General features: G+C 55.0%; 16 protein-coding genes. All 16 read left to right on the forward strand.

Annotated elements, in window-relative coordinates:
- Positions 1-43: 43 nt before the first annotated feature.
- Complete coding sequence (locus JWZ98_RS11285) at positions 44-2,023, forward strand: phage tail tape measure protein (protein ID WP_205454326.1); 1,980 nt, start codon at positions 44-46, stop codon at positions 2,021-2,023.
- On the forward strand, positions 2,023-3,189 hold the full coding sequence (locus JWZ98_RS11290) for a DNA circularization N-terminal domain-containing protein (RefSeq protein ID WP_205454327.1): 1,167 nt from the start codon (positions 2,023-2,025) through the stop codon (positions 3,187-3,189). Before JWZ98_RS11285 ends, JWZ98_RS11290 begins: the two co-directional genes overlap by 1 nt.
- On the forward strand, positions 3,182-4,231 hold the full coding sequence (locus JWZ98_RS11295; protein WP_205454328.1) for a phage baseplate assembly protein: 1,050 nt from the start codon (positions 3,182-3,184) through the stop codon (positions 4,229-4,231). Before JWZ98_RS11290 ends, JWZ98_RS11295 begins: the two co-directional genes overlap by 8 nt.
- Entirely contained in the window at positions 4,212-4,712 is a 501-nt protein-coding gene (locus JWZ98_RS11300) for a phage baseplate assembly protein (protein ID WP_205454329.1), read from the forward strand. Before JWZ98_RS11295 ends, JWZ98_RS11300 begins: the two co-directional genes overlap by 20 nt.
- Before the next feature lies 1 nt (position 4,713).
- The gene (locus JWZ98_RS11305) at positions 4,714-4,902 is read left to right on the forward strand and encodes a hypothetical protein (RefSeq protein ID WP_205454330.1); all 189 of its coding nucleotides are present in this window, start codon (positions 4,714-4,716) and stop codon (positions 4,900-4,902) included.
- Positions 4,896-5,291 (forward strand): phage GP46 family protein, encoded by a 396-nt coding sequence (locus JWZ98_RS11310; protein ID WP_205454331.1) that lies wholly within the window; start codon positions 4,896-4,898, stop codon positions 5,289-5,291. The genes JWZ98_RS11305 and JWZ98_RS11310 overlap by 7 nt, the downstream gene beginning before the upstream one ends.
- On the forward strand, positions 5,288-6,334 hold the full coding sequence (locus JWZ98_RS11315) for a baseplate J/gp47 family protein (protein ID WP_205454332.1): 1,047 nt from the start codon (positions 5,288-5,290) through the stop codon (positions 6,332-6,334). The genes JWZ98_RS11310 and JWZ98_RS11315 overlap by 4 nt, the downstream gene beginning before the upstream one ends.
- The gene (locus JWZ98_RS11320; protein WP_205454333.1) at positions 6,334-6,909 is read left to right on the forward strand and encodes a hypothetical protein; all 576 of its coding nucleotides are present in this window, start codon (positions 6,334-6,336) and stop codon (positions 6,907-6,909) included. The genes JWZ98_RS11315 and JWZ98_RS11320 overlap by 1 nt, the downstream gene beginning before the upstream one ends.
- Positions 6,902-7,741 carry a hypothetical protein gene (locus JWZ98_RS11325; protein WP_205454334.1) on the forward strand — a complete coding sequence of 280 codons (840 nt, stop codon included), beginning with the start codon at positions 6,902-6,904 and terminating at the stop codon, positions 7,739-7,741. The genes JWZ98_RS11320 and JWZ98_RS11325 overlap by 8 nt, the downstream gene beginning before the upstream one ends.
- A gap of 2 nt (positions 7,742-7,743) precedes the next feature.
- Positions 7,744-8,295: a hypothetical protein gene (locus JWZ98_RS11330; RefSeq protein ID WP_026600485.1), complete on the forward strand. Its 552-nt coding sequence runs from the start codon at positions 7,744-7,746 to the stop codon at positions 8,293-8,295.
- 284 nt (positions 8,296-8,579) lie between these two features.
- Positions 8,580-9,341, forward strand: coding sequence for a DNA adenine methylase (locus tag JWZ98_RS11340; RefSeq protein WP_205450311.1), 762 nt, complete (start codon positions 8,580-8,582; stop codon positions 9,339-9,341).
- Positions 9,342-9,522: 181 nt separating this feature from the next.
- Positions 9,523-10,563: an alpha/beta hydrolase gene (locus tag JWZ98_RS11345; RefSeq protein WP_205454335.1), complete on the forward strand. Its 1,041-nt coding sequence runs from the start codon at positions 9,523-9,525 to the stop codon at positions 10,561-10,563.
- Between the two features lie 66 nt (positions 10,564-10,629).
- The gene (locus JWZ98_RS11350; protein ID WP_240348324.1) at positions 10,630-11,499 is read left to right on the forward strand and encodes an AraC family transcriptional regulator; all 870 of its coding nucleotides are present in this window, start codon (positions 10,630-10,632) and stop codon (positions 11,497-11,499) included.
- Positions 11,500-11,830: 331 nt separating this feature from the next.
- Entirely contained in the window at positions 11,831-11,965 is a 135-nt protein-coding gene (locus tag JWZ98_RS23405) for a hypothetical protein (RefSeq protein WP_275899211.1), read from the forward strand.
- Between the two features lie 54 nt (positions 11,966-12,019).
- Complete coding sequence (locus JWZ98_RS23170; protein WP_346015199.1) at positions 12,020-12,175, forward strand: type II toxin-antitoxin system RelE/ParE family toxin; 156 nt, start codon at positions 12,020-12,022, stop codon at positions 12,173-12,175.
- Positions 12,172-12,474, forward strand: coding sequence for an XRE family transcriptional regulator (locus JWZ98_RS11360; RefSeq protein ID WP_205454337.1), 303 nt, complete (start codon positions 12,172-12,174; stop codon positions 12,472-12,474). Before JWZ98_RS23170 ends, JWZ98_RS11360 begins: the two co-directional genes overlap by 4 nt.
- The last annotated feature ends 91 nt before the right edge of the window (positions 12,475-12,565 follow it).

A 12,565-nucleotide genomic window follows, 5' to 3' on the forward strand; every position in this document is an offset into this window, starting at 1 on the left:
CCTCTATAAACTTCGGTTACATCCCGTGACCGGAGTTTTTTTTATGTCCAATGCCGCCGAGGCCGAATTACGACTAAAGTTCGTCGATAAAGGCGCAAGCGCCGGTCTCGACAAATTTACCGCCCACGTCGATAGAGTCACCAAGCAAACCGAACGCGCTGTCGAGCGCTCCAATTCCAAGCAACGCACCTCCTTCGAGCGGCTATCCCTGGCCCGCGAAACCCTGGGCATGCGTTCCGAGCAAAAAATCCAACGCGAAATCCAACAAACAGAAGCCGCTTATAAGCGCCTGGCCGCATCCGGCACACTCAGCCAAGACCAACTCACCCGCGCCGCTGAAAAGACTCGGCAAAAAATCACCAAGCTGACCAACGAAATGGGAAAGCTCACCGCCGAGCAGCAAACAGCTGCCAAGGCCGCAAAGGATTTTGAAACGGCGCAAGGGCGGATACGCACGGGCGTGGCCGTGGGTGCGGGCGTCGCGGCGGCGGGGTATGCATTAAAAGCGCCGGTGATGCAGGCGATGTCGTTTGATGAGCGGCTGGCCAGCATGGCGAATACGGCGTTTCGAGAGCGTGACGTTACTGGGCGATTGATAGGCGCAAAGCAGCTTGAGGGTGTCATCAATCAGTCAGTCGATTTGAAGAAAGGCGGCGGTGGTACGCGCGATCAGGCCGCAGAAGCGCTGGATGCGTTAATTGGTAAAGATGGGCTGGGTAGTACAAATAAGGCAATGGCTTTTTTGCCGACGATTATGCGCACTGCCTATGGGTCAGGCGCGGCACCGATTGACATCGCGAATTTGACGAGCGCTTTAGTTGCGAATGGCATCGCATCGAACGAGGGTGAGCTTAAGCGGGCCTTGAATATGGTCACGGCCTCTGGGCAGGCCGGTGGGTTCGAGATCAAGGACCTGGCGAAGTATTTGCCAGCTCAACTATCGCAAAAGACAGGGCTGGTCGGTCTCCCAGGCTTGCAAAAGATTCTGACGATGAATCAGGCCGCGGTTATGACTGCGGGTAGCACTGATGAGGCTGGTCGCAATGTTATTAATTTGTTAGCCAAGCTGAATTCGAGTGATACCGCCAAGGATTTTGAAAAGGCGGGCGGCGGCGATTTGAATAAGTTCCTGATCGATCAGCGCATCAAGGGTGTCGATGCGATTGACGCCTGGCTGAATTTGATCGACAAGATTGCCGAGCGCGATCCGCAGATGAAAGCGGCGCTGCGCAAGTTAGAAAAGTCCGGCAATAAAGCCGATCAGCAAGCGGCCATCGAGTCTATCTCGCAATTGTCGGAAGGCGGCGTGATTGGCAAGTTCTTCCAAGACATGCAGGCGCGCGGTGCGTTGTTTGGCATGCGTAATAAAGGCCTGACCAATCGCGTCGGCGCATTTATCAACCAAAATAATACCGAGTTTGGCGCTAACGACGTCAACTACCAAACCCTGGCCGGCACCGGCGCTGCCGCTATGCGCAATGCCGAGCAGGAAATGGCCATCAAGCAAAAAGCGGCGATGGAGCAGTTGATTCCAACGATTAGCAAAGCGGCGGAAATCTTTGTGGATCTGTCGCAAAAGTATCCGGCGTTAAGCACGGCTGTGGTGGGTGCCACGCCGCCCATTGTGGCGCTGGGTGTGGCCGCTGGCGTATCGGCGGTGACCTTGGGCGGCGGCAAGGGTGGCCGGTTTGCCGAGTTGGCCACTAAGTTTGGCGGTGGTGCTTTGGCGGCGGCCGGTTCCGGCTTGGCCGTGGCCGGTGCTGGAGCAGGCGGTTATCTGGTGGGTGATATGTTAGTGAGGCCCGGCATTGATAAATTAACCCAATGGGGCACCGGCGATAAAAACGCCACGCTCGGCACCGCGTTGGCTGATTACTTTAATAAGCCCGGTCAAAAATCCGAGGTGCATTTAACCGTGGAATCCATCACGCCCGGCTTTATGGTTAAGCAAAAATCCAAGTCGGACCGGGTCAGCGTCACCACTAAGGGCAATACCGGCAACCTGTTTAATGGAGCGCCCTGATGGCCGAATCCTACCGCGACCGCTGGAGCAATGCCCGCTGGCGTGACATTGAGTTTTTGACTGATAGCCATGAAGCCAAGGGCGGCCGCAGAAAAGCCGTGCATGAATTTCCCGGCGCGGAAGAGCCGGTGGTGGAAGACATGGGCGGCAAGGCTGGCGATTTTCAGCTGAACGCCTATTTCATCGGCAACGATTACGACCGGGAAGCGGTTGAACTGATAAAGGCGTTGAACCAACCCGGTGCTGATTGGTTGTTGCATCCCTGGTTAGGCCGGATTTGGGTGGTGCCTGTTAGTTGGTCGCGGCGGGATAGCAATGATGCCAACGGCTTTTGTACGGTGTCGATAAGCTGGGTAGTGGGCGGCGAACAACCCCAGGAAGCGACGCCCGATCAAGTCGATATCGCCGTCAGCAGCATTGACGGTTTTGCGGATGCGGCGGTGGGCGATTTTGATTTGTCGGCGATGAGTGCCGGCGGCTTATCGGCGTTTGTGGCGCAAGTGCAAGGCAAGCTGGAATTTGTGCGGCAAGCGATCAGCTTTGCCACCTTGCCATTGACGTGGTCTAGCCAGCTGCTGGGCTTGGTATCCGGCATCAAAGGCGATCTGGGTACGCTGGCTGCTATCCCCGGAAATTATGCCAATGCGTTGCGGAGCTTAACCAATGCCATTGGTGTGGGCGCCGACGATGCCGGTCTGGCCGATACCGACAGACCCCGATTAGTCGCCCGATTAGTCTCGCTGTCGGCCAATACGGCTTACAACAATGTTAGCGGCGTGGCTGCGACCGATAGCGCGGTGCGCGGCAATCTGGCCCGCGACGCCGCCTTGCAAAGTCGTTTGTTTTTGGCCGCTGCAATGCGGGTGGCGCTGGTGGATTATCGGGCCGAAGCGGACCGCACGGCAGCGCTGACGGCGATCGATACGGCTTACGATACCTTGCTACCCACCTTGCCGGATGCGGTGTTTCAAGCGGCTGTCACAGCCCGCACTGCGCTGGTGGAAGCGGTGATGGCGCAGGACTTACGGCCGCAGCAAGTGCGCGACTTGGTCGGGTATTTGCCATCTACCGTGTTGGCGCATCGGCTACAGATTGATGAGGATGTGTTTTTAGCGCGCAACGGTGTGCGGCATCCGCTATTTGTGCGTGGGCGGGTGTATGGTTGAGATCCGCTTCAACGGCCAGCGCTATGCCTATTGGCAGAATGTGCATATCAGCGCCTCGGTTGACGATCTGGCCGCCTCGGTTAATCTGGCGGTAACCCGTCCCGGCACGGGTGAGCGCTTGGGCGTGGATGCCAATACGGTGATCGAGGTGTTGATTGCCGATACTGTCGTCGCCACGATCCGCCCGGATGTGATTAACCGGCATGTGGATGCCAACAGCCACGGCATAGCGATTGACGCCCGCTCATTGGGGCGTGAGCTGATCGATTGCCAGTATTCCAAAACGTTGTCTGGCCTGAAGCTGGGCGATATTGTGAAGCAGCTTTGCAGCACGTTTAACGTGCCTGTAAAGATCGACGCCGACACCGCCGTAGTGCCCGATTTTGCCATGCAATGCGAGTCGCCGAGCAACGCGCTGATCAATGCCGCCCGCGCCGCCAATCTGTTGTTGTATCCGACGCCGGACGGCGGCTTATTGCTGACCAAACCGACCGAGACGGCGCCGGTGGCCACACTCGTGTACGGCGAGCAGGTTGAGAGCTTTACCGTGGTGGACGAATATAAGCTGCGCTTTAGCGATTACTTGGTGAAAGGTTACGACTACGCGAGCGACCAGGCGCTGAAAGGCGCGGTAAAAGATGGCGGTATCGGCTATTTCCGGCCCTTGCATATTCTGGCAGACAAAACCGGCCAAGGCCTCGGCGGCTGCGACCGCCGGGCGACGTTGGAACGTAATCGCCGGCTAGCCCGCGCGCATCGCATCGATCTGGACGTATACGGTTGGACCCATGCCGGTGGCGTGTGGGACATCAACACCCAGGTGCGGGTAATTATTCCGGATGAAGAGATCGACGGCGTCTATTTGATCGGTGAGCGGGCGTTTACCTTGGACGACCAGCGCGGCAGCATGACGCGCTTGACCGTGATGAAGCGCGAGGCGTTTATCGGCGAAGAAAAGACTGGCGGCAAGGCTAAGAAAGGCGCCAAACATAAAGCTAACAAAGCCCAGGATAAGGTGATTTATGCAACAGATTTGGGCTAGGTTGCAGTTGCTGTTTGCGCATGGCGTGGCGACGTTGATTGGGCCTGATCGGGTTCAAGCTAAAGTCCTGGATGGCGAGGTGTTGGATAACTTGGCTAGGGTGGAAATGTACGGTTTTAGTTATCGGCCAAAACCCGGTGCGCAAGCATATTTGTTGTTCCCCGGCGGCGACCGCAGTTATGGCGTGGCCATTCTGATTGGCGACAAGCGCTATCAAATGGATTTGCAGGAAGGCGAAGTGGCTATTCACGACGACGAGTTGGGGCATAGCATCAAGCTGGGCCGCGATGGCATTGTGATCGAGGGCGGTGGGCACGATTTGATTATCAACAATACCCCTACCGTCAAAATAGCCGGCGCTCTGGAGGTTGGTAACGGGGTGACGATTACCGGCGGTCTGGATGTCAACGGCAAGGACGTCAGCGACGCTCATACCCATAACAGCAGTACTCCCGGCACTCCTACTAGCGCGGTGAATTGATATGTTGAAAGAAGAACTGAACCAATTAGTGAATAAATGGAAGTTGCGTGCCAAGAAGCGATTGGATTGTGCGAAGTTAGAAGAGGATGAAGAAGAGCGCTTAGCCTTTGAGCGCATAGCCTATTGTTATGCGAACGCCGCATTGGAACTTGAAGCGGTGATAAACAAAATCGAGGCTGATGAATGTTGAAACTAGTCCAAATCGACATCGGCGTATTCGACCTGCAATTCGATGATCCTGCGCTAAACGACACGCAGGCGGCGATTGAAACGCTGGTGTATGCCGTGTTGTTTACCGACGCGGAAGCGCCCGCCAGCCGCGTGCCGGATCGTTATGAGCGGCGCGGCTGGTGGGCCGATCCGGAAGCGGGTACCGGCATTTGGCATGTGCGTCGGCAAGGGCTAAGCGATGCGGCCAGGCGCGAGGCGTTATCGATGGTTGAACAAGCCTTGCTCGATCATGGCCTGACCGAAGTATCTGTAAGCGAACAGGCCGGCGCTGGAAACGTTTCCAGTGTGTTTATGATCATCACCGGTTTGCATAATGGTCGCATTTTTAATATGAGTGTACCCCTGTGACCGATTACGTCCGCCCGTCCTATGTCGAATTAAAAGCCCGCATCGAAACCGATCTGGCAGCCGTGCCGGCGGTGCTGCGTGGGCCGTTGGCGGCGATGTGGGCGCGGGCGTGTCACGCTCAGCATGGCAATTTGGAGTGGATCGATAAGCAGTGCAGCCCGCTGACCTGCGAGCTGGAGCGCTTATACGATTGGGCTGCGCTATACGGCGTGGATCGCCTGGGTGCCACTGCGGCAACCGGTAATGTGTTAGCGACCGGTACCGTCGGTACCAGTTTGCTGGCCGAGACCGTGCTGCGCGGCCAGAATGGCCTGGATTACACAGTGTTGGCTGCGGTAACGCTGGGCGCCGGCTCCACGCCGGTATCGGCGCGCTGTAATACGGCCGGCAGCGCCGGCAATATGTTGGCCGCACAGACTTTAACCTTGGTCGACCCGGTTCCTGGCATATCCGGAACATTGACTGTTGCTATTGGTGGCTTAACCGGCGGCGCTGAACAAGAAACCTTGGAGAGTTGGCGGGCACGGGTCGCGGATGAATGGCGCACGATGGTGACTCGCGGCGCGCGGTCCGGCAAGCCGGATGATTATCGCTATTGGGCCAAGTCAGCCCATCCTTCTATTACGACCGCATTGGTTCAGCCACAGGCGCTTGGTCTGGGCACGGTGATTGTGCGGCCGATTTGTAACGGTTTATTAAATCGTCTGCCGTCTCCGGCTGTGCTGGCTGCGGTATCTGCGTATTTAACCGACATTGCCCCGGCGACGGCGGATTGGTCTGTGGTTGCGCCATTGGTGCGTGCCGTGACTATTACGATTGATTTGTTGCCCGGCTACGACACGGTAGATAACCGTAACGCCATCACGGCGGCGCTGTCGGCATTGGTGCTGGCAGAGTCTAGCGAGACGTCGTTGTTAGCGATGGCGGAGATCGATGCGGCTATTGCCACTGTGACAACCCAGTACACCCGCATCGCACCGCTCGCGGATATCGCCATCGGCGCCGGTGAGGTGTTTGTATTGCAACCGGTGGTGTGGGCGTAATGCAAATTACTCTGCATACGGATAGCGAATTTGCCGCTGCGGAACAGGGCCTATTGCCGCCTGGCGCGGCGTGGCGCTGGCCGGTGGGTGGGTTGGGCCATGACCTGTTGGTTGGCATGGCCCCTGAGTTGGCTCGTGTCGAAGCGGCGACTCAGTTGGTTTTGGACAACGCCATCGAAACCCACCGGCCTAAGATCAGCAGTTGGCATATCAGCGAATATCGACGCGTAGCGAATGAGGCCATTGCCGGCGTGAGCGAGACGATGCCGCGAAAAATGCTGGCGGTTGGCAGTCACGTTGGCGACCGCTGTTGGAGCGCAGCTGGCCCGGCTACGACGTTCCATGTGGAATTGGTGCAGGTAGATCATTTAGTTACCCGGCCGCTGCGCGTGGGTAGCCATGTAGGTGATGGATGCTGGAGCCATCGCGGGCGGTACATTTTGCGGGTGCGTTACTACCGGTCGGTGGTCGATCCGAAAGTATTGTGGGATGCGTTGGCCGAGTTTAAGCAGGCGCACGTATTTTTATGGTTTGAAGACATCACCGGCAGCGGTGGAGAGGTGAGTTATGCATAAGATTGACGGCGCGGGGCATATCGGCAACCAGTTTGTTTCCGAAGATGCGTTGATAAATCGCGCACCGACCGAATTGACAGATGATTGGCTTAATGCGGTGCAAGGGGAGATTGTTGAGGTGGTGCTGTCCGCCGGCTTGGTATTGTCTAAAGTGGACAATACTCAATTGCGGCAAGCCATCAAAATACTTAAGCAACCAAAGCTGATTAAGATTACTAGCAGCGGCAATTTTTTAACGTCAGCCAACATTACCCCCTCAACGGTTTTTAAACTGACTCTGGTTGGTGGTGGCGGTGGCGGTGGCGGATCGGATGCCGCATTTACCTTGGCTCAGGGCGGCGGTGCGGGTGCTGCTATCGAGTTCCTAATCGCCGGCCTACAGCCTAGTACCAATTACGCGGTGGTGATTGGTGCGGCTGGCGCAGGCGGCGGACCTGGGGCCAATGGTGGCACCGGTATTGCCACCACGATAACAATAAACGGTGTAGTTTATTCAGCTGGCGGTGGCATTGGCGGCCTAGGCACGACAACAGCAGTGATCAACGGCGGGCAGCTCCAAGGCGTGGCGAATGCAGCTGCGCTGGCGCTGCCTCATAAAAATATATTTCAGATTGCTCCTGCCCTTGGTTTTGCGGTGTCATCGGTGTCAATTGGTGTGGGTCCAAATGGTGGTTCAACGCCATTTGGTGTTGCGGGTATCGGCGGGCAAACAGGCGTCGGAGTGGGCAGCGATGCAAGCGGGTTTGGCGCTGGCGGCGGTGCCGGCATAGGGCTAGGCAGCGGCGGTGGCAATGGTTCGGCGGGATTGTTTATAGCGGAATGGGTGGAGTAGCAATGAGGCTGGCTGAAATTAATAATGGGGTGGTAGTTAACGTCGTGGAATCCGAGGCCGCTATTGGCGGATTTGTGGAATCCAATACGGCAAATATTGGCGATCAGTTTGTTGGTGGGCTGTTTTTGCCGCAGCCGTTGTCAATGTCGATTATACGAGATCAATTGTTTGCGTCTGTAGACATCGAACGGGCACGACTTTGGCGGTCCGGGTTTCCGGTGCAAATTGGCGGTGTTGCCAAGTGGTTTCATTCGGATGAATTTAGTCTGACTCAGCATTTAGGCCTGAAAGACAAAGCGCGTGATGTGTTGTCGGCCGGCGGCACTATGAACGATGACATCACGATTGGTGGACAACCAGTGCAGTGGTCCACCATGGATGGATCGTCCGTGACGATTACCGTGCAAGTGGCGTTTGATTTGGTGAGTAGCGCGGGGCTGCAACAGGCCATGGTGTTTGCAGCTAGTCAGGCGCATAAGGCCGCTATCCAAACGGCTGCCGATTTATCGAATTATGACGTATTGTCCAACTGGCCAGCTGTGTTCGGTGAGTGATTAAACGGTGCGACCGGCGATGGTGCGCTAACACCATCGCCGGCCACCATCCGCAGAGCGAGCTGCTTCTGGCCTTGGCACCGCGCCGTGTACACAGCGTGTCAAGCCTAGTTCAAAGTGGCTTTTTATGGAAATTGTACGTTGCGGTTGTTGCGGTAGAAAATTGGCTGAGGCAGAGTTTATTCGCTTGGCTATTAAATGTTCCCGGTGCGGAACGCTGAATGATTTGAAGGCCGTCGAGCCTCTCACTAGCGCGCCTCGAGCGCCATGTAAAGAGGTGCCTCATGTCAAAACCAATTATTCCATGGGTGGGCGGAAAACGCCGCCTGGCTAAGACTATTCTGCCTTTGTTTCCCGATCACGAATGCTACGTCGAGCCGTTTGCCGGCGGCGCGGCTTTGTTTTTTATGAAACAACCGTCCGATGTCGAAGTATTGAATGACATCAACGGCGAATTGGTGAACCTTTACAGGGTGGTTAAACATCATTTGGAGGAGTTTGTAAGGCAGTTTAAATGGGCTTTGGTTAGTCGACAGATTTATGCTTGGTTGCGTGAGTCTCCGCCTGAAACGTTGACAGACATTCAGCGTGCCGCGAGGTTTTACTATCTGCAAAAGCTAGCCTTTGGCGGTAAGGTGGCTAATCAAACCTTTGGCACCGCAACTACCAGTGCTCCTCGGTTGAATTTGCTGCGGATTGAAGAGGAGTTGTCGGCTGCGCACTTGCGGTTGTCGCGGGCCTATATTGAGCACGTGACCTGGGATGATTGCATTAGGCGTTATGATCGGCCTCATACCCTTTTTTACCTTGATCCACCCTATTGGGAGACAGAGGGTTATGGTGTTGGGTTTGCGTTTGATGAGTATGAAAAGATGGCCGGTCTGGCTAAGTCTATCAAGGGCAAGATGATTGTCTCGGTCAATGATATTCCGGAAATGCGCGAGGTGTTTCGCGAGCTGATGATCGAGTCTGTCGACATCGATTATACCGTCGGTGGCGGCGGCCGGAGAAAGCCCGCTCGCGAGCTGATAATTAGGAATTATTGAGTGTTTATTGCCTGTCCTGAATTCAAGCCAAATATGCGTTTATTCCCCGTCCGGAATTCAAACGCTTTTTGTCCGGAATTCAAACGCGCTTTACTTTGGGAGAGTGTGAATGCATTCGCACAGCGTATCTGTTTTATGTAGGTAGTTTCATTGTTCGCAATCCATTATCTCGTTGGCTGACATGACATTTGTTTTATCGCGGCGTATGCGTTACTTGCTCTTAAGTTTGACCATCGGCAGTCTCGCCGCGCTCACGGGCACCGTTTATCAAGCCAAAAGAACCGCAGCCGACCAGGCCGCATTCCCGCCGCCAGGACGCATGATTTCAGCGAAAGGCGTGAATCTCCATCTCTATTGCCTGGGCTCCGGTTCGCCAACGCTGGTTCTCGAAGCGGGCCTAGGCGAAAACGTGTTGAGCTGGTATCCGGTTCACGCCAAGCTGGCCCAGACCATGCGCGTTTGCGCCTACGACCGCCCAGGCCTGGGCTGGAGCGACCCCATAGCCGCCGCCATCCAGCCGGAAGCGGTGGCTGAAAACCTGCAGGCCTTATTGCACAACGCCGGCATTGCCCCGCCGTTTGTGCTGGTTGGCCATTCGCGGGGCGGAATCTACGTGCGTGCTTTCTATCACCGGTTTCCCGAACAGACACAGGGTATTGTTCTAGTCGATTCGACGCACGAGCAAAGCCCCATGCACCAGTATCCCTACGCTGCTTGGGATTATCGGAAACAAGCCCTGCAGATCCTATTTGCCGAGCCGTTATCGTGGCTTGGTATCGTCAGGATGCTGGGCATCGCCGATGCCGACCGTCGGCCTTCTCCGTTACCGGCTGAAATCCTGGTCGCGAAAACCGCGATACAAAACCGCACCGATACCGCTCATGCGGTGGTCAATGAAATTGCCGTGATGCGCCAAGGACTAGATCCAACGACACCGCCGCCAGGCAGTTTAGGCAATCTGCCGTTATTGGTGCTAACCGCTGGCAATCTGGTGGACCCGGATATAGTCGCGCGCGAAGCGGCGAGAGCGGGCAAAGATGTTGAAACCGAAAAGGTGCTCGCCGAAATTCAACAGGCCGAACAGGATGATCTGGCCCGTCTGTCCAGCCATTCGTGGCATATCATCGTCAACAACAGTGGCCATTTCATCATGCAGGATCAAGCCGATGCATTCGTCGCCGCAGTGCGCGAATTTGTTTTAGATATGCCTCTGGTCAATTGAGCACGTTGAGTCAGGCGAGATGATTCGGCGCTTGTTACAGTAGCGCTCGATTGAGGAGGTATGAAAGTGGACGATAAAACGGCCAGCGCGGCCTATGCCATGCGCTTCGATAGGATTTTCGATTACATTGACAAGCATCTGTTCGAGCCGCTGTCGGTCAATGAACTGAGCAAACAGGCCAATTTTTCCCGATTTCACTTTCAACGGCAATTCTCCGCTTACACCGGGCTGAGCACGACGCGCTACATCCAGTTATTGCGTTTGCGTAAGGCTTCTTACCAACTGGTGTTTCAGGAGCAGCGCAGCATTACCGATATTGGCTTGGAGGCCGGTTTCTTAAATGCGGAATCGTTTTCCCGCGCATTCAAAAAATGCTTCGGACAAACGCCTACTCAATTTCGAAAGCACCCAGCATGGCAGCCTTGGAATGAGCGCATGCTATTACCCCAACGAATCAGGAGTCCGCAGATGAACGTCAACATCGTCGAATTTTCAGAAACCACAATAGCCGTCTTGGAGCACCGTGGCCCGCCCAGCCTGGTAATGGAGTCGGTCAGAGGCTTCATAGACTGGCGCAAGCAGAGCGGCTTGTCGCCGATCGCCAGCAGTCGGACGTTTGGTATCGCCTATGACGACCCGACTGTCACGCCCGCTGAATCATTCCGATTCGATGTATGTGGCGAGGTCAAGCAACCCGTGCCGGAAAACTCGCAAGGGGTGATTAACAAATTGATTCCGGGAGGACGTTGCGCCGTGGTGCGCCATATCGGTTCGACCGACCGGATTAGCGACAGTGTTTATTACCTTTACCGGGAGTGGCTGCCGGAAAGCGGAGAGGAATTGCGGGAATTCCCACTGTTTTTTCATTACATCAAACGGGTGCCTGAAACGCCCGAACACGAACAGATTACGGATGTATATCTGCCTTTGGTGTAAACGAAAGCGGTCGAATAGTTGATCCATGGTAAAACTCAGCCGCGTAGGGCTGATTAGCTTTAGCGTAGTGCGCCGAAACGTTAATGACCAACATGCGGCGCATACGGCTACACCTATTAACGCCCTACGATTGCGCCTTACGGCCTTGGGCGAAGTGCGAACCGGTGACGGTATCAATCATCCGGCGGATCGGTAGGGTGATAAAGTCCTATCGTCATAGAGGTTTTAAATGCCGAACAGTCGCCGGCATACGGTCAACCGCGATAACGGCTATCGAATGTTTCGGAGAGTCAATCTTGTTGTTAAGTACCAATTTTGATACGCTACCGACATGAACTCAATCCTTTCTGTTAGATTTTTTGCAACGGATGCCGGCAGCCAGCCCGTTAGAGAATGGTTGAAAGGATTATCCGCTCAAGATAGAAAAACGATAGGCGAAGATATTAAAACGGTGCAATTCGGTTGACCTCTCGGTATGCCGTTAGTCGATCATCTTGACGGCGATATTTAGGAAGTCAGAATTAAGCTGGACAACCGAATAGCCCGCGTTCTGTTTGTCATCGATAAACAGACGATGATTTTGCTGCATGGTTTTATCAAGAAAAGTCAGAAAACACTGAAAACGGAAATCGATTTGGCAAAACAAAGATTGAAAGCATTACGAGGTAAGCAATGAACACTAACCAAGAAGAAAACCCTCATATCGGTAGCAGCTTCGACGACTTCCTAAGCGAGGAAGCCATTCTTGACGAAGTGACAGCGATAGCGGCCAAGCGGGTCATTGCTTGGCAAATATCGGAAGGCATGTCGGCGCTTAAACTCAGTAAAACGGCAATGGCCAAAAAAATGCACACCAGCAGGGCTTCGCTTAATCGCTTGCTGGACGAAGAAGATACCAGTTTAACCTTGACCACCTTAGTGAGCGCCGCCGCCGCGCTCGGTAAAAAGGTAAAAATAGAGTTGGAATCTGTGTGAGCTTGGGCGGATAGGGTCGTAGCGGTAGGTTCAAAAGCGGCCAAAATTCGAAAGTGCCCATGGCTCTGGCCTGTCAATAGCAGGCGTAGGG

Source organism: Methylomonas sp. EFPC1 (assembly GCF_016925515.1).
Classification (GTDB): Bacteria; Pseudomonadota; Gammaproteobacteria; order Methylococcales; family Methylomonadaceae; genus Methylomonas; species Methylomonas defluvii.

What these genes read in the sequence shown, in the direction of transcription:
- JWZ98_RS11285 (WP_205454326.1), top strand. Translation starts at nt 44, where the DNA reads ATGTCCAATGCCGCCGAGGCCGAATTACGACTAAAGTTCGTCGATAAA.
- JWZ98_RS11290 (WP_205454327.1), top strand. Translation starts at nt 2,023, where the DNA reads ATGGCCGAATCCTACCGCGACCGCTGGAGCAATGCCCGCTGGCGTGAC.
- JWZ98_RS11295 (WP_205454328.1), top strand. Translation starts at nt 3,182, where the DNA reads ATGGTTGAGATCCGCTTCAACGGCCAGCGCTATGCCTATTGGCAGAAT.
- JWZ98_RS11300 (WP_205454329.1), top strand. Translation starts at nt 4,212, where the DNA reads ATGCAACAGATTTGGGCTAGGTTGCAGTTGCTGTTTGCGCATGGCGTG.
- JWZ98_RS11305 (WP_205454330.1), top strand. Translation starts at nt 4,714, where the DNA reads ATGTTGAAAGAAGAACTGAACCAATTAGTGAATAAATGGAAGTTGCGT.
- JWZ98_RS11310 (WP_205454331.1), top strand. Translation starts at nt 4,896, where the DNA reads ATGTTGAAACTAGTCCAAATCGACATCGGCGTATTCGACCTGCAATTC.
- JWZ98_RS11320 (WP_205454333.1), top strand. Translation starts at nt 6,334, where the DNA reads ATGCAAATTACTCTGCATACGGATAGCGAATTTGCCGCTGCGGAACAG.
- JWZ98_RS11325 (WP_205454334.1), top strand. Translation starts at nt 6,902, where the DNA reads ATGCATAAGATTGACGGCGCGGGGCATATCGGCAACCAGTTTGTTTCC.
- JWZ98_RS11330 (WP_026600485.1), top strand. Translation starts at nt 7,744, where the DNA reads ATGAGGCTGGCTGAAATTAATAATGGGGTGGTAGTTAACGTCGTGGAA.
- JWZ98_RS11340 (WP_205450311.1), top strand. Translation starts at nt 8,580, where the DNA reads ATGTCAAAACCAATTATTCCATGGGTGGGCGGAAAACGCCGCCTGGCT.
- JWZ98_RS11345 (WP_205454335.1), top strand. Translation starts at nt 9,523, where the DNA reads ATGACATTTGTTTTATCGCGGCGTATGCGTTACTTGCTCTTAAGTTTG.
- JWZ98_RS23405 (WP_275899211.1), top strand. Translation starts at nt 11,831, where the DNA reads ATGAACTCAATCCTTTCTGTTAGATTTTTTGCAACGGATGCCGGCAGC.
- JWZ98_RS11360 (WP_205454337.1), top strand. Translation starts at nt 12,172, where the DNA reads ATGAACACTAACCAAGAAGAAAACCCTCATATCGGTAGCAGCTTCGAC.